Annotated in this window: 16 protein-coding genes; 10 read left to right on the top strand and 6 right to left on the bottom strand. The window is 69.8% G+C overall.

Annotation, left to right across the window (positions count from 1 at the left end):
• Positions 1-2: 2 nt before the first annotated feature.
• From Raf01_RS17230 to Raf01_RS17210, 5 genes are all read right to left on the bottom strand, one after another.
• On the bottom strand, positions 3-830 hold the full coding sequence (locus tag Raf01_RS17230; protein ID WP_203918919.1) for a carbohydrate ABC transporter permease: 828 nt from the start codon (positions 828-830) through the stop codon (positions 3-5).
• Complete coding sequence (locus tag Raf01_RS17225) at positions 827-1,777, bottom strand: carbohydrate ABC transporter permease (RefSeq protein ID WP_203918918.1); 951 nt, start codon at positions 1,775-1,777, stop codon at positions 827-829. The genes Raf01_RS17230 and Raf01_RS17225 overlap by 4 nt, the downstream gene beginning before the upstream one ends.
• Positions 1,764-3,185: an extracellular solute-binding protein gene (locus Raf01_RS17220; protein WP_203918917.1), complete on the bottom strand. Its 1,422-nt coding sequence runs from the start codon at positions 3,183-3,185 to the stop codon at positions 1,764-1,766. Before Raf01_RS17220 ends, Raf01_RS17225 begins: the two co-directional genes overlap by 14 nt.
• 161 nt (positions 3,186-3,346) lie before the next feature.
• On the bottom strand, positions 3,347-5,992 hold the full coding sequence (locus Raf01_RS17215) for a Kelch repeat-containing protein (protein ID WP_203918916.1): 2,646 nt from the start codon (positions 5,990-5,992) through the stop codon (positions 3,347-3,349).
• Position 5,993: 1 nt separating this feature from the next.
• The gene (locus Raf01_RS17210) at positions 5,994-10,124 is read right to left on the bottom strand and encodes a carboxypeptidase regulatory-like domain-containing protein (protein ID WP_203918915.1); all 4,131 of its coding nucleotides are present in this window, start codon (positions 10,122-10,124) and stop codon (positions 5,994-5,996) included.
• A 75-nt stretch (positions 10,125-10,199) separates the two neighbouring features.
• On the opposite strand from Raf01_RS17210, the gene Raf01_RS17205 reads away from it, so the two are divergent.
• The 5 genes from Raf01_RS17205 to Raf01_RS17185 all read left to right on the top strand — a co-directional run bounded on the left by Raf01_RS17205 (position 10,200) and on the right by Raf01_RS17185 (position 16,777).
• Entirely contained in the window at positions 10,200-12,989 is a 2,790-nt protein-coding gene (locus tag Raf01_RS17205; RefSeq protein ID WP_203918914.1) for an ATP-binding protein, read from the top strand.
• Positions 12,990-13,216: 227 nt separating this feature from the next.
• Complete coding sequence (locus tag Raf01_RS17200) at positions 13,217-14,818, top strand: phosphodiester glycosidase family protein (RefSeq protein ID WP_203918913.1); 1,602 nt, start codon at positions 13,217-13,219, stop codon at positions 14,816-14,818.
• A 118-nt stretch (positions 14,819-14,936) separates the two neighbouring features.
• The gene (locus tag Raf01_RS17195; protein ID WP_203918912.1) at positions 14,937-15,890 is read left to right on the top strand and encodes a MarR family transcriptional regulator; all 954 of its coding nucleotides are present in this window, start codon (positions 14,937-14,939) and stop codon (positions 15,888-15,890) included.
• A 95-nt stretch (positions 15,891-15,985) separates the two neighbouring features.
• Positions 15,986-16,282, top strand: a complete 297-nt coding sequence (locus Raf01_RS17190; RefSeq protein WP_203918911.1) for a hypothetical protein — start codon at positions 15,986-15,988, stop codon at positions 16,280-16,282.
• Between the two features lie 171 nt (positions 16,283-16,453).
• On the top strand, positions 16,454-16,777 hold the full coding sequence (locus Raf01_RS17185) for an RNA polymerase sigma factor (protein WP_239133675.1): 324 nt from the start codon (positions 16,454-16,456) through the stop codon (positions 16,775-16,777).
• A 57-nt stretch (positions 16,778-16,834) separates the two neighbouring features.
• Here the strand turns inward: Raf01_RS17185 and Raf01_RS17180 are convergent, their stop codons facing one another.
• Positions 16,835-17,068 carry a hypothetical protein gene (locus tag Raf01_RS17180; protein WP_203918909.1) on the bottom strand — a complete coding sequence of 78 codons (234 nt, stop codon included), beginning with the start codon at positions 17,066-17,068 and terminating at the stop codon, positions 16,835-16,837.
• On the opposite strand from Raf01_RS17180, the gene Raf01_RS17175 reads away from it, so the two are divergent.
• From Raf01_RS17175 to Raf01_RS17155, 5 genes are all read left to right on the top strand, one after another.
• Positions 17,067-17,576 (top strand): hypothetical protein, encoded by a 510-nt coding sequence (locus Raf01_RS17175; RefSeq protein ID WP_203918908.1) that lies wholly within the window; start codon positions 17,067-17,069, stop codon positions 17,574-17,576. The two genes, Raf01_RS17180 and Raf01_RS17175, sit on opposite strands and share 2 nt — an antisense overlap.
• Positions 17,577-17,682: 106 nt before the next feature.
• Complete coding sequence (locus Raf01_RS17170) at positions 17,683-18,162, top strand: nuclear transport factor 2 family protein (RefSeq protein WP_203918907.1); 480 nt, start codon at positions 17,683-17,685, stop codon at positions 18,160-18,162.
• Between the two features lie 230 nt (positions 18,163-18,392).
• Positions 18,393-19,424 carry a carbohydrate ABC transporter permease gene (locus Raf01_RS17165; protein ID WP_239133674.1) on the top strand — a complete coding sequence of 344 codons (1,032 nt, stop codon included), beginning with the start codon at positions 18,393-18,395 and terminating at the stop codon, positions 19,422-19,424.
• Positions 19,425-19,438: 14 nt separating this feature from the next.
• Positions 19,439-20,278 (top strand): carbohydrate ABC transporter permease, encoded by an 840-nt coding sequence (locus tag Raf01_RS17160; RefSeq protein WP_203918906.1) that lies wholly within the window; start codon positions 19,439-19,441, stop codon positions 20,276-20,278.
• A gap of 58 nt (positions 20,279-20,336) precedes the next feature.
• On the top strand, positions 20,337-21,662 hold the full coding sequence (locus Raf01_RS17155) for an ABC transporter substrate-binding protein (RefSeq protein WP_203918905.1): 1,326 nt from the start codon (positions 20,337-20,339) through the stop codon (positions 21,660-21,662).
• Positions 21,663-21,734 lie beyond the last annotated feature (72 nt).

The raw sequence follows: 21,734 nt of genomic DNA, 5'->3' as shown, positions 1-21,734 counted from the left end.
GCTCAACTCTTGATCCCCCCGTGGAATCGGAAGCCGTAGCGGCTCCAGGCGAACAGGTACATCAGCACGACCGGTATCGAGTAGAGCAACGAGAACGTGGAGATGAGCGCGAGATTCGGTGAGCCGCCCTCGGTGTAGAAGGTGCGCACCAGCACGGCGGCCGGCTGCTTGTCCGGGTCGCGCAGCAGGATGAACGGGGTGAGGAAACTGCCCCACACCTGCACGACCGTCCACACCGCGATCGTCGCCAGGCCGGGGCGGGCGACCGGTACGACGATGTGACGCAGGATCTGCAGCGGCGTGGCACCGAAGACCCGGGCGGACTCCTCGTACGAGCGGGGGATGGTGTCGATGAAGTCCTTGAGCAGGAAGATGGCCGCCGGCAGCAGGCCACCGGAGAGGACGAGAACCACACCGAATCGGGAGTCGATGAGGCCCAACTGGAAGATGAGCAGGAAGATGGGCACCATCGCGGCGGTACCGGTGATGACGCTGGACAGGAGCAGCAGGCCGTACAGCAGCGCATCCCGGCCGGGGATGCGCACCCTGGACAGCGCGTACGCGGCCAGCGCGGCAACCACGACCACGAGCAGCATGGTGCCCGCGCCGAGCAGGACCGAGTTCACCAGCGACCCGAACGCGTACGGGTTGTGCCCCAGGGCGGCGAAGTTGTGCAGGGTGAGGTGGGACGGCCAGTGCACCCCGTAACTCGGGGAGTCGTCGAACGGCGCGGACAGCAGCCACAGCAGCGGCAGCGCGAAGAATCCGGTGGCCAGAGCGATGCCCACATACGTGAGGATGCGTGCCACGACGGCTTTCGCCAGGCTCATGAGCTCCTCCCCGCCCGGGCCGCGCGCAGGTACACCAGAGCGAGCAGCAGGTTGATGAGCAGTACAACCAGCGAGACGGCCCCGGAGTAGCCCATGTCACCGCCGACGATCGCGGTGTTGTAGATGTACACCGGCGCCACCTCCGACCGGTGGTCCGGTCCGCCGGCGGTGAGCAGGAACGGCGTGAAATCGTTGAAGGTCCACAGCGTGATGAGCAGGGTGTTGGTCAGCGCGTGCCGACGGATGTGTGGCAGCACCACGTCCCGCAGCGTCTGCATGGTGCTGGAGCCGACGACTCGGGCGGTTTCCAGGTGCGACGGTGGCACCGAGGACAGAGCCGCCGAGTAGAGCATCATGGAAAACGCGGTGCCTCGCCAGATGTTGAACACGACGAGCGCGGTCATCGGGTACTGCACCAACCAGGCCGTACCGGGGCTCTGGCCGAGCAACATGTTGACCGTGCCGGCATCGCGGTCCAGCATCGCGATCCACAGGAAGGCCACCACGGAGCTGGGCAGTACCCAGGCCAGGAGGACCAGGCTCTCGATGAGCCGGCGTATCGCGCGCCTGGCCCCGCGCAGAGCCCAGGCCAGCCCGAATCCCAGCACGTTCTGGCCGACCGCGGCCGAGACGAGCACGTAGATCAGCGTCAACCACAGGGATCGATAGAACGCCGGGTCCGACAGCACGCCGCGGTAGTTGTCCAGGCCGACGACCTCGGGGGCCTTGGCCGCGGCCCCGGTGAGCCGGTAGTTCGTCACGCCGATGTAGAGCGTCCAGAAGGCGGGGAAGACCAGGAAGACCCCGATCAGCACGAGCGCGGGGGCCACGAAGGCGACCGCGCGGGACCGGCCCAGCCCGACCACGTCAGTGGCCGGACTGGGCCGCCTGGCCGATCGCGCCGCGCCGAGGGCCGGCGGCGTGGCGGCGGACTCAGTTCGAGTCAACCTTGGCCGCCCCGCCCACGAGCGGCTCGATGGTGTGTTGGTACGTCGCGGCGGCGTCCGCCGGACTCTTGCCCACGACCACGTCCAGCGTCGCCTGTTGAAGCGCCTGGGACACCTGCGGGTAGACGGCGAAGCCGGGGCGGAACGCGGTGATCGGCAAGACCTTCTCCGCCACGAAGCTGAGCATCGGGTCGCTCGTCAGGACCTGGGAGTTGACGTCCTGGCGCTGGGTGATCCGGGCCGTTCCGTTCAGCGACGCGATCGTCGCCTGCTGGGAGTTCATGAATCGCAGCAGCTCCCAGGTCTGCTGCGGATACTTCGTCGCCGGATTGACGACCCATCCGCTGCCGCCGGACATGGAGACGAAGTCCTGGTTGCGAATGCCGGCCCCCGGCCGCACCGCGGGAATGAGCGCGTACCCGACGGTCGAGTCGCGGTCGGGCATCTTCGCGATGCCCTCGGTCGGGTCGACCACGCCGCGCCAGAAGTAGTCGCTCTCGAACAGCATCCCGATCTTTCCGCCGGCGAACTCGGCGAAGGACTTGTCCCGGCCCTTGGCGTCCTGCTGGAGCACCGGGTCACCGAGGCCACCGCGGTAGATCTTCTGGTAGAACCCGAGCACGTCGCGTACCGCCTGGGTGTTGCCCTGCCACTTGCCGTCGGCGTAGAGCTCCCGGCCGTCACCGGCGAGCAGCGGCAGGATTCCCTGGGCCGTGGTCGCCTCGCCCATCGCGGTGCCGGCGTTGAGCTGGATCGGGGTCACGCCCGGCACCTTGGCCTTGAGCGCCTGGCCCGCCGCCAGGATGTCGTCCCAGCCCTTCGGCTGCCAGTCGTCGGGGAGCCCGGCCTGGGCGAACAGCTTTTTGTTGAAGAAGATGACCCGACCGTCGGTGCCTTCGGGCACCCCGTACCGCTTGTCGTTGTAGGCGAAGTTGCCCTGCACCGCTTTCGGGATCTGCGCCCAGCCGTCCCAGCTGTCGACGGCCTTCTGACCCACCTCGTCGGACAACGGCTTGATGTAACCGGCATCCGCGAACTCGCCGAGCCAGATGCCGTCGATGCCGTAGATGTCGGCGCCGCTGCCGGTCTTCAGGTCCAGGGCCACCTTCGCCTTGTAGTCCTCGTCGGCCGCGCCGGACGGCTGGAATGTCACGTGCGCGGTCTTGCCCTTGGCCTTCTCCTCGGCGATGAAGTGCGGAATGATCCACTTGCTGATCCAGTCGGCGCCTACCGCGTTCTTGCCACCACTGATCGAGTTTTCCGCGATGGTGAGGGTGAAACTCTTCGCGTCCGCGTTGCGGTCGGTGTCCGCGCTGTCGGTCTTGCCGAGACAGCCGGCCGTACCGGCGACCATGGCAAGCGCCGCCAACGCGGTGGCCGTGCGTCCGCGCCAGAAGCTTGTCTTCATCGCGCCTCCCTACGCCCCGATGCGTAGATCCATGATGTTCGGGATCTTGACATAGGAATAGGCGCATGTCCATGGCTGGCGCTCAGTCGTGACGTACGCTCCGGCCGGCGTTGCCACAAATGCCGGCATAGGCGTCCGAAGTAGCCGTAATCGGCATCACCTCAGCACTGCAACGGCGTCACCGTCAGGTCCCGCACGTCGGCCCGGCCGCCCTTGACCTTCACGTTGGCCACCGCCTTCGGCGTCCAGTCGTCGCCTCCGGCCGTGATCTGCAGTGGGCTCTCCCGCTGGTCCACCCACAGCGCGTACCGCCCGTTGGCGTCGGTCGTCAGGGTGGTCTGGTGATCGCGCCCGGCGATCCAGACGTTCGCGCCCGCGAGCGGCCTCGTCGTTCCGTCGCATCCGGTGCCGCTGATGGTGCCCATGACCTTGGCCCACGACGACGGCGGGTTCACCATCATGGTGACGTCGACCGTCTTGACCCCGTACGGCGTGTCGCTGCGCACCAGCTCGGTGGCGTCGTACGTGCCGGGCTGGCTCACCACGCTCGCGTCCACCTTCACCCACACCCTCGCGCTCTGCTTCGGCTGCAGGGTCACCGTGATGGAGCTCAACGACAGCCAGGCCACGTCGCGGTCGCTGCCGCAGTCGGCGTAACCGGGAAGCGTCTCGACGTACGGCGAGTACGAGCCGAACGACTGCGCACCGCCTATCTTGTACACGCCACACGCCATGGCGCCACGGGTCAGCTGGTTCAGCGAATCGGGCAGCGGCGACCAGGTGTCCGCGACAGGGTCGTAGGCGAATCCCTTGTTGGTGCTCAGTCCGCTGTTCACACCGCCGGAGATCAGCAGTTTGCCGTTCGCGACGGTGTAGCCCATCGCCCAGAGCGGCATCGGCACCGCCGCCCGGCTGGTCCACGTGTTCGCGGCCGGGTCATAGGCGTACGTCGCCGTCGAAACCTTCCCGAAGCTCTGCTGCCCGCCCGCGCAGTAGACGATCCCCTCGATCGCGCCACAGCCGAGCCAGGACTCCGGCGTCGGGTAGTCGGGCAGCCGTTGCCACGCGCCGCTGGCCGGGTCGTAGCGGAACACCCCGCTGGTACCGCAGAAGGCCCGGCTGTCGCAGCCACCGACCACGTACAGCTGACCGTCGAGGACGGCCGCGGCCGCGTCCGCCTCGGGCACCGGGATCGGCGCACCGGTCGACCAGGTGTTCGTGCTCGCGTCGTAGATGTCGAGGGAGCCGGTGATCGTCAGGCCGTCGCTTCCGGTGGCGCCGTCGACCACGTAGAACTTGTCGCCGATGAACGCCCCGACCCCCTCCAGCCGGGCGTGCGGCTCGCTGGCGATCTGGCTCCACGCCCGCGTGGTCGGGTCATACACGTAGCTTGCGGCTACGGGCTGGCCCTGCGAGGAACTCGATATGCCGCCGAAGGAGTAGATCTTGCCGCCGTACGCGCCGGCCACGTTGTCGCGGATGTCGATCGGGTAGTCCGGCAGCGACGACCAGCCGGCCGCCGGCGGTGTGCCCAGCCCCGACCACGGCTCCCCACGCTCCCCCGCGATCTGGAAGTCGCCGGGCCGCTCGGCCAGCGTCAGCTGAGCCGGAGCCGTCCCGGTGTTGGTGAGCGTCAACGGGATGCGGCCGGAACCACCCAGCGCGGGTGTCGCCGTGACCGCCTGGGCGACCGCGATCTGTCCGGTGGGCAGCGGGAAGTCGCTCGCCGTCACCTGGTCGGCCGCGACCGCCACCGACTTCTTCAGGTCGTGGTACTGCAGCTTCGACCCGACGAACGCCTGGCTGCCCTGCCCCGGCGCGAACATCGAGTACCAGCCGTTGGCGTCCGACGTGGTGCTGCCCGACGGCCCGGCGATGCGCGCCCCGCCGACCCGATCGGCGGTGTTGGCGTCCGTGACCCGCCCGGCGACCATCCCACCGGGTACGGCGTCGCACCGGCGGTCGCCGATGAACACGTCGTCGATCGCCCACCAGCGGCCCGCGGTGACATCCGGGCTGGTGTAGTAGTGAAACCGCACCCGTACGTCCGGCTGGTGCGCCGCCGCCGGGATCGGGACGTCCGCCCGCTTCGGGCCGGCCTCGAGCAGATCGCGACGCCAGACGTTGGTCCAGGTGGTGCCGCCGTCGATCGACACGTCCACGTCGCCGATGCCGGAGGGCACCGTGTAGTCCCACATGGTGAAGTCGTAGGCGAAACCGACGGAGGGGGCGTCGAGCTTGCTCAGGTCGACCACCGGCGACACCAGCGTGGAATCCTCGGCCTGCCAGGTGTAGTACTCGTCGTCCATGACGGCGAAACCGCCCTGCCCGCCGGTGTGGTTGCCGACCTTGCCCGGGTCGTCGAACCGCCACACCCAGCCCTGACCGATCCCGTCCTGGACGGTCCAGCCCTGCGGCGTCGACCCCGAGTCGAAGCCCTCGATCAGGCCGTCCGTCGCGTACTGGTAGCCCGGCGCCCGGCACGCGTCCGCGTCGACGGCGAGCGTGACGTCCGCCGACGGGCCGGCGACGGACTCGTCCGCCTCCTGGTACCCGGGCGAGCTGACCTTCAGGTCGTACGACGCCGCCTCCGGTACGACCAGCGAGTAGCGCCCGGTGACCGGTGACGTCTGCGCGCTGGCGCCGCCGACCGAGACGGTTGCCCACAACGGCCAGCCGTGCGTGCCGCCGTCGCGGACCACGCCGGACAGCGTCACCGTACCGGCGGCATGGGCCGCGGTCGGCGTCCCCGCGAGCATGGCGAACACGCCGCAGAACGCGGAGAGCAGGGCGATGAAGCGCTTCATTTCAGCATCCCGTCTGGGTCAGCGTGAGGTTTGCGACGGTCGTCCGTCCGGGCTGCACCTTGGCCGAGGCCGTCGCCGGGAACCAACCCGAAGCCGCCGACGTGATCGACAGCGTGCCGTTGGCCTTGTCCAGCCACAGCGTGTACCGGCCGTCGGCGTCGGTTCGCAGCGTGTAGGCGCTGACCTTGCCGCTGACCGCCACGGTGGCACCCGGTACCGGCGCGGAGCCGCCCCCGCACGCGACACCGGTGACGACGCCGGTGACCTTGCCCCAACTGGTCGGTGGAGTGACCGAGAACGTCACGCCCACCCTGCCGGTCGCGTAGGGCGTGTCGTTGCGGACGTCGAGCTCGGCGGTGTAGGTGCCCGGCTGGTTGAGCGCGGTCGCGCTCAGCGTCATGGTCACCGTCACGCTGCCTCCCGGCGCCAGCGTGGTGCCGCTCGCCGATGCCGACAGCCACGGCACCGGATCGGCCGTGTCGCAGGCGGCGTAGCCCGGCAGCAGTTGGGCGAACTTGGTCGGTGCCTTCGTGGCGTCCAGCCCGCCGACCGTGTAGAGACCGCACGCGCTGGCCGAGGCGTACACCGCCTGGTTGGCGTTCGGCAGCGCGGTCCAGGTGTTCGTGTCCGGGTGGAACGCGAAGCCCCGGTTCGTCACCACGGTGCTGTTCGACGTCACGCCGCCGGACACCATCAGGGCGCCGTCGGCCACGCTGTACCCCATCCCCCACAGGTCGATCGGGAGGTTGGCCTGCTGCGTCCAGGCGTTCGTCGCCGGGTCGTAGCTGTACGTGCGGTTGCCGTTGCCGCTACCGCTGTCCGTTGTTCCGCCGGCGCAGTACAGCTTCCCGGCGATGCCGCCGCAGGCCAGCCAGGCCGCGTTCACCGGGTAGTTCGCCAGCGTGCTCCACTTGCCGGCCACCGGGTCGAAGCGCTGCACGAACTTCTTGCCGCACGAGCCCTCGCAGCCGCCGACCACGTACAGCTGGCCGCCGACGACCGCCGTTCCGGCCGCGGCGACCGGGTTCGGCATCGCCGGACCCGACTTCCAGGAGTTGCTCTGCGGGTCGTAGATGTCCAGGTCACCACGCACCTGGCTGGTTTCCGACCAACCACCGGCCACGTAGAACTTGCTGCCGATGAACGCCGCCGACGGAGTCGCCCGTGCGTGCGGCATGTCGGCGATCGCCGTCCACGCGCCGGTCGACGGATCCAGCGCGTAGCCGCTGCGCGTCGTCCCGAGAATCGAGTCACCGCCCACGACGTACACGGTGCCGTCGTGGTAGCCCGCCGCGCCGTAGCCGATCGCGGTCGGGTAGTCGGCGACAGCGGTCCAGGGCAGCGCGGCCGGGGATGCCACCCCGGTGCCGGCCGTACCAGTGCCTGCCGCTCCGGAGCCTGCCCGTGCCATCGGCTGGGCCGGTGCGTGCGGTGCCGGTGCGTATGGTGCCGGTGCGTGCGGTGAGAAGTGTCCACGCACCGCCTGCACCGGCGCGCCGCCTCCGGCCACCATCGGTGTCGTTCCCACCGGCGCGTCCGACAGGTCGATCGTCGCCGGCGCGGTGCCGTTGTTGGTGATCGTGACCGTCTTCGTCGCCGAACCGCCGATCGGCGCGGTCGCGCTCACCCCGGTCTGCGCGATCGACAACCGGCCCGCCGCGAGCGAGAAGTCCACGACGTTGACGGCGTCTGCCGCGACGGCCGCGGTCTGCGTCTGCGTCTGGTACCGCGCCAGGGAAGCGCTGAACGACTGCGATCCCGGAGCGGAGAACCGCCAGTACGAACCGTCGGCGGCCGACGCCGTGGCGCCGGAGGTGCCGCCGGTGAAGGTCGCGCCGGCCAGCGTCGAGCCGGTGTTGCGGTCGCTTGTGTGGCCCAGCACCAGGCCGCCTGCCTGCGGGGTGCACACGCGGTCACCGACGATCACGTTGTCCACCTGCCACCACAGGTCGAAACTCGCGGTGTAGTGGAAGCGCACCTCGACGCCGGTGTGCCCCGCCGCCGCCGGCATCGGCACGGTGACCTGGGACTTGGTGAGGCTGGTGGCCGCGCTCCGCCAGGCGTTGGTCCAGGTGGCGCCGCCGTCGACGGAGTAGTCCACGTCGGCGATCGCGCTGCCCTCGGTCTCGTAGTCGGTGTTGAACCACACCGCCGGAGTGCTGGCGCCGCTCAGGTCCAACGGTGGCGAGACGAGCGACGTGTCCTGGTGGTCGTCGCCGTAACCGAGGGAGTACACCCCGGCGTACCCGCCGCTGCTGCCCGTCCGGTTGCCGTTTTCGGTGGGGTCGCCGAACTGCCAGACCTCGCCGTTGCCGGCGTTGTCCCGCACGGTCCAGCCGGCCGGGGCGGTCGATCCGTCGAAGGTCTGCCCGGCGATGGTGCGCGTGGTCCCGGCCTGGTAGCCCGGCGCGTTGCAGGCGTACCGGTCGATCGGCACGCTGAAGTCCCGGGCGAGGTCTGACGTCCCGACGGCCACGGACGCCGTCTGCGCGGTCATCCCGGGGTAGTCGCCCGCGACGCTCACCCGGTAGGTGGCGCCGGCCGGCAGCGACATCGAGTAGTGCCCGGTGACCGGGTCGGCGTGGAACGTGCCGTCCGGCATGCCCGCCACGGTGAGCGTCGCGGCCAGCGGCCAGCCGTGGTCGGAGCCTTCGCGCACGGTGCCGCTGAGGTTCACCCGGGGCTGGGCACTCAGCGCGAAGTTCCGGGAGGTGGTCGCGCCGTCGGTGACGGTCATGGTCGCGTGCTGGGTGTCGTAACCGAACTGGGTCGCGCTGACGTCGTAACTGCCGACCGGCACCGTGAGGTCATAGTGGCCGTGTACGTCGGTGGTGTCCGTCGCCTTTCCGGCGGACACGGTGGCACCGCTGAGCGGCGAGCCGGTCGCGGCGTCGGTGACGGTGCCGGTCAACTCGCCGTGCGGGCCGAGCGCCTTGAACGCCGTGATGCCATTCGGGGTGCCCAACCCCGTCGGCCCGTCGTAGCCGGGACCGGCCGTGCACAGGTACGACGGGGAGCAGTTGCCGTTGTTGCCCTGGGTCACGTCGTTCAGCGCGCCGCTCTGCTCGTACGCGTAGGACACCGGGTACTCGCCCGAGCCGGGCTTGCCGGCCAGTGCGTACACACCGGCGATCAGTGGCGCGGCCAGGCTGGTGCCGCCCGACGTGAGCCAGCCCGACTGCTGGAACGAGTCGTAGATGGCCAGGGGCGTGTCCGGGTCCGCGACCGCCGACACGTCCGCGATCGAGCGCATGGAGCAGCCCGTGTCGCTCTGCCAGGCCGGCTTGGCGTCGAACTGCGAGCAGCCGCTGCCCGGGCCGCCGCCGTGGCTGTCCCACACCGATTCGCTCCAGCCGCGGCTGGTGCTGGCGTCGCGTACCAGCGACGTGCCGCCGACCGACGTCACGTACGGCGACGCCGCCGGGTACTGCGGACCGTAGCGGGCGTCGCCGGAGCTGGCCACGATCGCCGTCCCCGGATGGTCGAAGTACTGCGCGTCGTTGTCCAGATCCGTCGGATCCTCCGAGCCGCCGTAGGAGTTCGACACGATCTGCGCACCCTGCGTGACCGCCTGATCGACCGCCGTGCCGAGGTTGTTCATGTAGTTGTCGTCGGATTCGACCAGCAACAGGTGGCAGGCCGGGCAGACCGCCGACACGGCGTCGAGGTCCAACGAGATCTCCACCGCCCAGCCCGCGTCCGCCACCGGGTACGCGGTGCCGCCCCGCTGGTCGACCTTGCGGAAGCAGCCGTTGGCCGTGGTGCACGCCGGCAGCCCGTACTGCGTGCGCCAGGCGGCGAGGTCGGCCTCGGCGGTCGGGTCGTCAAAGGCGTCGACGATCGCAACGGTCATACCATCGCCGCCTGTCGCCGGCAGGTTGTAGGCGGCACGGATGTCGCTCGGCCCGTAGCCCTCCGGAGCCGCCCCGGCAGCCTTGGGCGATTTGCCGGTGTGCACACGCAGTACCGACATGCACTGCATCTGCCCCTTCTTCGTCGGTGCGGCGCAGACCTGCTTGGTCTGCCCGTCCGCCGACAGCTTCGGCGCCGGTGCCGCGTGCGCGACAGCCGGGACACCGGCGACGGTCAGGGCCACAACGGCCAGGGCCACGGTCATACCCGCAAGACGCATGGGAGCTACTGGAACACGGGCGCCGAATGCGATGATCCGTAGGAACTACTGATTTTTGACAACCTGGAGGAGCTGGTGCAGGGCCCCCTACCTCACTTCGTCGGCAGATCCAGTGAGCTGGGCGCGTTGCAACAGGCTCTGATGTCCGCCCCGGCGATCGTGGTGGTGGACGGCGAAGCCGGCGTCGGCAAGAGCCGGCTGGTCATCGAGGCACTCGCTGGGCTGGGCGGCGTACGGCAGTTGCGCGGCGGCTGCGAGCCGGTACAGGAGCCCTTTCCGCTCGGGCCGGTGCTCGACGCCGTACGCGAGCACGCCCTCCGGTCGCCGCTGCCCGGACGGCTGAGCCCGGTCGTCGGCGCGCTCGTGCCGTACCTGCCCGAGATCGCCGCCGCGCTGCCGCCGGCCCCGCCGCCGCTCGGCGACCCGACGGCCGAGCGGCACCGCCTCTTCCGGGCCGTGCTCGCCGTGCTCGACGACCTCGGCCCGGCCGTCCTCGTTCTGGAGGATGTGCACTGGGCCGACGCCGGCACCGGTGAGTTCGTGGCGTTCCTGGCCGCCCGGGTGCCGGCGCGGCTGGCCGTCGTGCTGACACTGCGCAGCGAGGGCAGCGCGGAGCTGCCGATCTGGGAGGCGCTGGCCCGGGCCGGCGCGTCGACCCGGATCAGCCTGGACCCGCTGCCGCCGGCTCAGGTCGGCGAACTGGCCCGCCAGCTGCTCGGCTCGGCCGAGCTGCCCCACGGGTTCGTGACCTCCCTCGTCGAGGCCACGGCGGGGATTCCCTTCCTCGTCGAGGAGGTACTGCGCACCGCGTCCGACCTCTCGGCGGGCTTGCCGGTGCCGACCGCGCTGCGCGACCTGCTGCGTGCCCGCTGGTCGGCGCTGGACGATGACACCCGCGAGGTGCTCAGCGCCGCCGCCGTGCTGGGCACCGCCCCGGACGAGGCGCTGCTGACCCGGATGGTCGGCGACCCGGCCCGGGTGGCCCGTGCGCTGAGCCGGGGACTGGCCGCCGGGTTGCTGCACGAGCAGGACGGGCAGTGCCGGTTCCGCCACGCGTTGGCCTGGCAGGTCATCCACGAGGGGTTGCCACCACCCACCCGCCGGTGGCTGCACCTGCGGGCGGCCCGGCTGCTCGACGAGGACGATGGACCGCGACCGGTCGCCCGGCTGACGCACCACTACCAGCAGGCCGGTGCCACGACACAGTTCGTGCGCAGCGCCGAGGCGGCGGCCGACCTGGCCATGTCACACGGTGACGATGCCACGGCGGCGCACTTCCTGGTGCCGGCAGTGCAGGTAGCGACCCTGCCGAGCGCCGACCGGGTGCGGCTGGCCGGCAAGCTCGCCCGCGCGGCTGTGGACGGTCTGGCGCACTCGGTCGCCGTCCCGGTGCTGACCGACCTGCTGGTCGAAGACGAGCTGCCCAGCGCGGTTCGCGGCGAGCTGCGGTTCATGCTGGGACGGCTGCTGCGCCAGCAGGGCGATGCCGAGCAGGGGTACCGCGAGATCGAGCGATCCGTGGACGAGCTGGCCGACCGGCCGGACCTGATGGCCAGGGCGCTGGCCATCCTCGCCGTACCGGACCTGGTCGTGGACCGCCCGGTGTCGGTGCACGTGGCCCGGGGAGCACAGGCGCAGGCCCTGGCCGCCGGTCACCCGCGCGTCGCGGTCGCCGTCGGCATCGCCCGTACGTCGCTGGCGATCGAGATCGGTGACCCGTCCGGCTGGCCGCTCGTCGAAGCGCTGAGCCGCGACCCCGCGCTCCTCGGCGACCCCCGCGAGCACGCGCGCGCCTGCATCAACTGGGCACAGGCCGCCCTGCACGTCGGCGACGTGGCCCGCGCCGAGTCGCTGCTGGCCGAGACCCGCGAAGCCGTCGACGAGGTGGCCTACCTGCGCTTCGCGGGGCTCGTCGACCTCATCGAAGCCTGGGTCGATCTGAGCGCCGGGCGCTGGGACGGCCTTCTCGACCGGGCGCGCGCTCTGGTGCGTACACCCCGCGAGTTCACCGCCGCCGCGCTCGATGCCCGCTTCCTGCTCGCGTCCGTGCTCTGTCTGGCCGGGGATTTCGACGAGGCCGAGCCGCTGCTGCGCGACGTGGTCGCCGAAGCCGCACGGGTCGGGGCGTTCCGGCCGCTCGCCCCGGCCCGTACCCAACTGGCGCGGATGCTGCTCGACCGGGGCCAGCCGCAGGCGGCGGCCGATGAGGCGACGCGGGTGCTGGACATCGTACGGATCAAACAGCTGTGGCCGAGCGCCGCCGACGCCACGCTGTGCCTGCTCGACGCGATGGTCCGGTTGGGCCGCCCCGACGACGCGCGACCGGCGGTCGACGAGCTGGCGGCCAGCCTGCGCGACACCGAGGCGCCGGCGGCGCATGCCCGGCTGGTCCAGTGCCGGGCCGAACTGGCAAGCGACGGAAGGCTGTTCGACGACGCCCGCCGCCGGTTCACCGATCTCGGGCTCCGTTACGAACAGGCCGACGCCGAGGCCCGGCTGGGCCGGCATCTGGCCGCCCGGGGCGATGCGGCCGGGCCCCGCTGGCTGGAACAGGCACTGCGCTCGTTCGACACGCTGGGGGCCCTCGGCGGCATCGCGGACGTGCGCCGGACGATGCGTGGGCTCGGAGTGCCGGTGCCGTACCCGTGGCGCGGCGGGCGCCAGTCGTACGGTGCGCAACTGTCCCCGCGCGAACGCGAGGTCGCGGCCCTGGCCGCGTCGGGCACGACCAACCGGGAGATCGCGGAGCGGCTGTTCCTGTCGCAGCGCACGGTCGAGAGCCACGTGGCCAACGCACTGCGCAAGCTCGGCGGCCACTCGCGCCGCGAGTTGGCGACGTTGCTGGGGCTGGCCGCCAACACCTGACCCCGCACCGTCCTCAGTCGACTTCGCCGAACCAAAACTCATACCACGATCCGACCTCGCCGCGCCGACCCACACCTACGGGTTGACGACGTCGTCGTCCACCGCCCTCTAGGATCCGACCGCGCGTCCGGGCAAACGATCCGGCTCGCCTCACTATGGTCACGGCCTTCCGCGCGCCCTGCGGCAACTCCGGACGGTGCACGGGAGCCAGAGCGAAGGGACCTTCAGTGCACAGACCTGTCTGGCGAAGAGTGGCGGTCGTCGTCGCCACCGTCGCCCTGATATTCGGCACCGCTACCTCCCCGGCCCTGGCGGCCGACGCACCCCCTGCCTGGCCGACCGTCAGCAACGGGCAGCAGAACGTGTCGGTGACCACGGCGCAGTATCTGCTGCGGTACAAGGGCTCGACGATCAGTGCCGACGGCGTCTTCGGTTCTCAGACCCTGGCCGCGGTGAAGAGTTTCCAGACCGCCAACGGGCTGCCGGTAGACGGCGTCATCGGCCAGGACACCTGGACCAAGCTTGTCGTCCCGCTCTCCACCGGGGCCAACAACGATGCGGTACGGGCACTTCAGGTCCAGCTCAACCGCTACGGCTACGGGCTGCAGGTGGACGGCGACTTCGGATCGCTCACCGGTGCGGCCGTCACCAAGTTCAAGGCCCTCTTCAGTCTGGGCACCGGTACCGCCGTCGACGCCACCACCTGGCAGTGGCTGGTCGGGAGCACCCCGCCGGGCGAGCAGGTGGCCACCGGGGTGACCTTCAAGTCCATGCAGATGTCGACCACCCACGGTTCCGCCCAGGTCTATGTCCTGACCGTCGATCTGACGAAGGCGCACGTCGGCCTGATCTGGCCCGGGAAGGTCGCGCAGCGGGCCACGATCAGTACCCAGGCGAACCGGGTCGGGGCGGTGGCGGGAGTCAACGGCGACTTCTTCGACATCGACACTGGCGGGACCGGGGCGTCCACCGGTCCCGCCATCCTGGACGGACATGACCTCAAGGCCGCGGTGCCGGGTGCGCAACGCTTCGGCCCGACCCGTCCGCCGGGGACCGACAACGACTATGTCTTCGGCATCACCTCCGATGGCAAGCCCACCATCACGACGCTGGACCTGGACGGCACGGCAACCACGCCGGGCGGGTCGTTCGACCTCCAGGGCCTCAACCAGTACGCCATCCCCGTCAACGGGGTGGGGGTCTTCAACGCTGACTGGGGCGCCACGTCCCGCAAGCGCGCCACCTGCGGTACGGACACCAACCGCGCCGGGGCGTGCAGCACCCAGACCCGGGAAGTCGAGATCGCCGACGGGAAGGTCACCCGGGTCGCCACCGCACCGGGATCGGGGCAGATCGCCGACGGCCACACCGTTCTGCTCGCCCGCGACTCGGGAGTCTCAAACCTGAGCGGGCTCGCCGTGGGCGACTCCGTGACCGTCAACTACCACCTGGAGAGCGGGAACGGCTCCGCGCTCCAGACGGCGGTCGGCGGCCTGATACTGATCATGAACGGTCAACGGCTGTCGCTCAACGACGACACCTCCACGCTGGCACCCCGTACCGCGGTGGGCACCAGCACCGACGGCTTGAAGCTGTACATGGTCGCGGTCGACGGGCGCACCAGTTCGAGTGTCGGCGCGACGGTGAAGACGATGGCCGACATCATGACCACCCTGGGCGCCACCCAGAACGCGATCAACTTCGATGGCGGCGGATCGACGACCCTGGTAGCCCGTAAGGCGGGCAGCACCTCGGTCACTGTTCGCAACACCCCCTCCGACGGCGCGCAGCGCGCGGTGGCCAACGGACTCGGTGTGTTCACGTCCTAGGTAGTCTGCTCAGCGACGTGAGTGATGGGGACCTCCGGGGTGGAGCTTGTCAAAGGCCCACCCCGGAGGTCCTCGGTGCTTCACAGATCGGGTTGCCGTCGCGGGGCATACTCCGGGTATGGGGGGATTCGCGCCCGGTACGACGATGCCCGACGTCTCGGTGGTGGTTTCTCCGTTGCAGTCGGTGTACCTGCTGATGCGGGACGCAGTGAGTGGGCAGTCGCGGGCGTTGGCGCCGCCCGTCCTGGACCCGCTGCGCGCGGCGCTGGGTAGGCGGGCCCGCGTGCTGGAGCCGGCCCGGCGGGGCCAGCTCGGGTTGGTGCCCAGCGCGCTGGTGCCTATCCCGCCGCGCCGGGACGTGAGCGTGGGCGAACAGGTGCGGCGGCTGCGTGACTACCCGCCCGACGACCTGGTCGCCGACATCGCCGGAATGGGACCGGCAGCGGGCGGATGGCGGCTGGTCGCCGATCGCGCCCGACGCTGGCTGGACGGCTATGCCGAGGCCACCGATGCCGCTTGGCTGCTGCTAGGGGCGTGGTGGACGACGGTGCGCCCGCTGGTCGACCGGGAGACCGAGCGGGTGGGGGTGGCGTACGTGCGGGGCGGCCTGGACACCGTCTTCAACACCCTGAGCCGGCGGTTGAGCTACGTCGACGGCGCGTTCTATGTGGACGGTGACCGCAGCGACCCGATCGAGCCGCGCGGGCGGCGGCTGGTCCTGGTGCCGTCGGTGGTCAGTGCGGACACCCTGTTCATCCACCACAGCGAGCCCGACCTGTTGGGTGTCGCCTACCCGGTCCGGGGCCAGGCCATGGCCGGGCCCGCCCGTGCCGGCGGCGCCGATCGGCTCGGCCTGGTGCTCGGCGCCGCGCGCGCCGCGCTGCTGCGCCGCCTGGAAGTCCCGATGACGATGACGGCGCTGGCGGCCCATCTCAACGTCACGCCGGGCGCGGTGACCCGCCACTGTGATCTGCTCGCCCGGGCCGGCCTGATCGGCCGGGAACGCCGCGGCCAGGCCGTGCTGGCGACGCGCACCGATGCGGGGACCGCACTGCTGGAAGTGCTGAGCTGACCGCGGTCCAAGGCGCTTGACCGAATCGTCAAATGATTGCCCGCACCCCGCGCCGGCCCGTACCACTGAGGGTCTCCAACGAAAGGAAGCTCTCGATGCTACGCACGTCTCTGGCCGGCGCAGCCCTGGCCGGCCTGGCCACCTGTCTGCTGGCGGTACCGAGCCGCGCGGCGTGGGCGACGCCGTCGTTCACGGTCAAACCGTTCCCCGTACACCAGGGTGAGGGTGTCCAGCCCTTCCCGGTCACCAACGGGCAGGGCGTACGCCCCCGTCCCATCAACCACGGGGATGACGCACAGCCGTTCCCGTCCACTCACACGCAGGCGATGAAGCCGCTCCCGGCCACCCACGGGCAGGCGATGGAGCCACTCCCGGCCAACCACGGGCAATGAGACGTGCGAGGCGATCGGGTGACCGGTCGCCTCGCACCCACAAAGCCAGTCAGATCCACCCCGCGGCAGGGGTGGTGAGCCGTTGGCGGTTGTCGTGGTTTTCACGACGGGTTTCGTCAACCGGGCGTGTGGCTGGGGTGTGTTAGTGGTGACGCGGAGATGGGAGTGAGGGTGGTCGACGACAGTTTCGCCGAGTTCTACGAACAGACTCGCCACCGGGTGGGGGCCTTCTTGTACGCGATGTGTGGCGATCGCGCGGAAGCCCAGGACACGGCGCAGGAGGCATACGTCAAGGCGTGGCAACGGTGGCCGGCGGTGAGTCCGGAGGAGCGTCACGCGGTGGTGTTGCACCACCTACTCGATCTACCCGTCACCGCCGTCGCCGCGGAAACCGGCGTGTCCGCCAACACGGTGAAGGCACGCCTCGTGCGGGGCCGCAGATCGCTGGCCGCCCTGCTGGGCCAAGACATCCCCGAGGAGGCGACCCATGCCTGACCCGATGTTCAACGACTTGCTCGACGACATGACACACACCCGTTGGGCACCGGTCGGTCAGATCCGCGTCCGGGCACGCCGCCGCGTTTGGCGCACGTGGGCCGGTACGGCGGTGGCCGTGTGCGCGGCGGCCGGGGTGGTCTTGGGCGGGGTCGTACTGACCACGGTCGACGGTCCCCGGGTGCCCTCGGGTTCGAGGGTGTCGGACGCGCCGGCGCCCGGCGCGGTCGCATCCGCGTCGTCGTCGGCGACGGCATCGCCGTCCGCATCGCCGACGATCACAGATGCCATGTTTCTACAGCCCACGGACGTCGACCGCGGGAATGTCCGGCTGGAACGTCCGGTCGTCGACGGCGGGGAATCAGCCTTTGCCGACGAGGCGGGTCTGGCCTGCCGCAACACTCCCCCACGCCGCTCGACGCTGGTCCCGATGGAACGCGGCCTGCGGTACCTGACGGCGGCCGAAGACCTCGTGGTGACGGACCAGTGGGTGGCGCGCTACCGCCCCGCGGACGCGGCCCAGTACCTGAACCAGGTCCGCACCGCCGTCGCCGACTGCTCACCCTATCCGAACGCCTCGGTCACCACCGTTGCGCGATTCGCTGGCCAGGACTCACTACTTGTCCGCATCGAAATTAGAGCCGGCGGACCGGCGATACAAAGCGACCCGGTCGACTACGTGTTCGTACGGCAGGGTGACCTCGTGACCGAGTTCGAGTGGGCCGGTACGAACGACGCTGCCGAACAGGTCGGCCGGCGCGCGGCCGCCCGGCTCTGTGCGGGGACACCCACCTGCTGAACCCGGACACCGACCTGACATTCCGAGGGATCGGCCTGTCGGTACTACCGAGACGAACACCGTCCACCGGGTGGGAAGCCGGTTCGACCGCACAGGAGGAATCCCCATGAATGACCTGCGGGCCATTGCTGACCGCATCGAGATCGAGGCGCTGCGTGGCGAGTTCAGCGACGCGGCGATGATGAGCGACTACGACCGCTTCGCGTCGCTGTTCACCGACGACGCCGTGTACCGGATCCCCGACGCCGACATCGAGCAGACTGGTCGGGAGGAGATCCGCGCCGGGACCGAGCGGCTGGCGAGCGAGTGGGAGTACTTCGTGCAGACCACGCATCCGGGCGCGATCCAGCTTGACGGCGACACCGCGTCCGGCCGTGCCTACATCTGCGAGCTCGGACGCCTGCGCGACGGCAGCTCGGTCTTCAACTACGCGCTGTTCCACGACCGCTACCGGCGCACCCCGGACGGCTGGAAGTTCACCGAGCGCGTCTACGAGGTCAGGTACTTCGATACCTCTCCGCTGGCGGGCTCGCCCCAGGTAGCCTGGGCGGCCACTCACCCGCCCGCCGGGGACGAGTCCTCGTGAGGTCTCGGGGGCGCGGCCAGCACTGCTGAGGCTCCGACCGCGCGGCGTCTGACGGCCCGGATAGCAGGATTATGCAAAGGGCCGGCCGCTTGCTGCATGGGGTCGGGTACGGACGGTACCTAACCTCTGATGGCAATAAGCTCGGACGTTGCCAACGATTTCCAGCGTGACGGGGCTCCGCCGGAGCCATCAGCGCCGGAAGGAGGAGCAACTATGTGTAGGTCATCGACGTGAGCGCACCGATACAGCCCCCGTCCACGAACGTACCGGCGAAGCCCACCGCCACCCCGGCGGACGCCGCCGGACCGGGTAACGCCGAACCGGGTAACGCCGGACCGGGTACGGCGGCGCCGCCCGGTCGCGGCGGCCGCCGGGTCCAGCGGCTGCGGGCCACCCTGACCGCGTACGCGCTCATCGGCCCGAGCCTGCTCGGCGTCCTGGCGTTCCTGCTCGCCCCCGTCGTCATCGTCGCGGTGATCAGCCTGTTCCGGTGGAACCTGCTGTCCTCACCGAAGTTCATCGGCCTGGCCAACTACCGCCGGATGGCGCACGACGGCAGCGTCTGGCACTCGGTGCTGGTGACGTTCGCTTACGTCGTGCTCACCATCCCGGTACAGACCGTGCTCGCGCTCCTGCTGGCGGTCATGCTCAACACCCGGTTGCGCGGCGTGAAGGTGCTGCGCGCCGTGTACGTGGTGCCGTGGATGGCCACCCCGGTCGTGATGGGCGTCGTCTGGCGCTGGATCTTCGACGGTCGGCACGGTGCGGTCAACGCCTTCCTCGCGCTGTTCGGCGTCGACGCCGTCAACTGGCTCCAGTCCACGACGCTCGCGCTGCCCACGGTCGCGATCGTCGGGATCTGGAGCAGCGCCGGGTACACCATGCTGTTCTTCCTCGCCGGGCTCCAGGGCATCCCCGACCACCTCTACGAGGCCGCCCGGGTCGACGGCGCCACACCGGTGCAGCAGTTCTTCCGGATCACCCTGCCGCTGCTGCGGCCGACCATGTTCTTCGTCCTGGTCACCAGCGTCATCGGTTCGTTCCAGGTGTTCGACACCGTGTACTCGATGACCGCACCCAACTACGGCGGGCCCGGCAACGCGACCGCGGTGCTGAACTTCAAGATCTACAGCACCGCGTTCCAGCTCTTCGACGACGGGTACGCGTCGGCCATCGCCATGCTCCTGTTCGGGCTGCTGCTCGTCCTGACGCTGGCGCAGGTTCTCTACTTCCGCAAGCGCACCACCTACGAGCACGGGTGAGAGGGATTCCCCGGATGCGGTCCAGAAGAATAGTTTCGCGTGCCCTGCTGTACCTGGTGCTGATCGTCGGCGCGGTGCTGACCCTGTTCCCGTACCTGATGGTCGTCCTCACGTCGTTGAAGACGGCGCCTCAGCTCAACAGCGTGTCGCCCTGGCTGCCGGCGGTCCCCGGAACGCTGAGCAACTACATCCGGTTGTTCAACGGGAAGATCGCCGACATCAGCTTCCTCGCCTACCTGTGGCACACGGTGCTGTTCACCGTGATCCTCACGGCCGGGCAACTGGTCTTCACCACGTTCGCCGCGTACGCCTTCGCACGCCTGCGGTTCGTCGGGCGCGACGTGCTGTTCTGGGCGTACCTGGCGACGATGATGGTGCCGAACGTGGTGACGATGATCCCGCTGTACCTCATCATGCGGCAGATCGGCTGGATCGACACCTGGTTCGGGCTCATGGCGCCGTACATTCTCGGCTCGCCGTACGGCATCTTCCTGATGCGCCAGTTCTTCCGCGGCCTACCCGCCGACCTGGAGGACGCGGCGCGCATCGACGGCGCCGGTACGCTGACCATCCTGCTGCGCATCTTCGTACCGCTGAGTCGCCCGGCCCTGGGTACCCTGACGATCCTCACCACGGTCTTCGCGTGGCACAACTTCCTCTGGCCGCTGATCATCACCAGCGGCGACAACACGAAGCTCGTCACCGTCGGCATCGCGTCGCTGCAGGGCAATCTCGGCGCCGACTACAACCTGATGATGGCCGGGAGCTTCGTCGCGCTCGTTCCGCTCATCGTCATCTTCCTGCTGTTCCAACGCACGATCGTGCGGTCCATCGTGCTGACCGGCATGAAGTGACCCCGGCATGAAATGACTCGCGCCACACCCCCCACCTGTCTGCTAAGGAGTTCGACCCATGGGTATCAAACGTCGCCATCTTCTCGCGGCCGCACCGGCCGCTGCCCTCGCCGCCGCCGGCATGTCCGCCTGCGGCAACAGCGACGGCGGTAACGGCAACGGCAGCGGCACCGTGGTGTTCCGCATCTGGGACGAGGAGCAGCAGCCCGGATACCAGAAGTCGGTCAACGCCTTCATGACGGCACACCCGACCATCAAGGTGAAGCTCGAGATGCTGCCCTTCGCGCAGTACTGGACGAAGATCATCACCGAGTCGGCGGCGGGCACCGGCGCGGACGTGTTCTGGGACACCGTCCCCTACTTCCCGCAACTGGTGAAGCAGGGCGTCATCGAGAACCTCGATCCGCTGATCCAGAAGGACTCGTTCGACCTCAACCAGTTCTACCCGCAGGTCACGTCGGCCTACATGTACCAGAACCACCACTACGGCATACCGGCGGACTTCGGCATCGCCTCGATGGTCTACAACAAGGATCTGTGTGACAAGGCCGGCGTGACGCTGCCCGCCGAGCTGACCTGGGCACCGGACGGCTCCGGCACGCTGCTGCCGATCCTGCAGAAGCTCACGGTCGACACCAACGGCCGGCACCCCACCGACCCCGGCTTCGACCCGAAGCACGTCAAGCAGTGGGGCTTCATGGCCGAGAACCACGACCAGACCCAGTACATCAGCTGGATCCCGGAAAACGGCGGCAGCTTCATGACCGCGCCGTTCGGCAAGTTCGCCTTCGACCAGCCCGCCGCGCTCGCCGCGCTCCAGTGGCAGTACGACCTCATCAACAAGTGGCACGTGGCCCCCGCGCCGTCGGAGGGCGCGGCGCTCGACCTGTTCAACCGCGGTCAGGTCGGGCTGTACCCGGCGGTGAACGCACTCCTGCCGTACGTGGTGGGCAAGGGTACCTTCACGGTCGGCGTGACCGCGTTGCCGTCCGGGCCGAAGGGTCGGGTGGTCAACGTGAACGGGCTGTCGTTCGCGCTGAACAAGCACTCGAAGAACAAGACGGCGGCCTGGGAGCTGATCAAGTGGCTCGGCTCATCGCAGTCGCAGCAGATCATGGCGGGCGGCGGGTACGTGTGGCCGGCCAACAAGTCCCTCGCCCAGGGGTATCTGGACTACTGGAAGGGCAAGGGTCAGAACCTTCAGCCGTTCGTGGACGCGGCGGCCGGCGCGAGCGTGCCGATGCCGATCACCCCGGTCTGGAACGCGGCCTCGCTCGCGATCAGCAACGCGTTCCAGACCATGTTCCAGGGCCAGACCGGGGTGAAGCAGACCGTCGACGGCCTGGTCGCCCAGCTCAACCAGCTCATCGACCAGAACGGCTGAGCCCCGCGAGGCGCAGCCGACAGTGAGCCAGACTAGCGACTGGTCCGGGTCGCGGCGCGGCGCCAGACGCGC

The organism is Rugosimonospora africana (genome assembly GCF_016862975.1).
Taxonomy (GTDB): domain Bacteria; phylum Actinomycetota; class Actinomycetes; order Mycobacteriales; family Micromonosporaceae; genus Rugosimonospora; species Rugosimonospora africana.
Note: the sequence above shows the minus strand (reverse complement) of the source record. Positions and strands in the feature narration are given on the sequence as shown.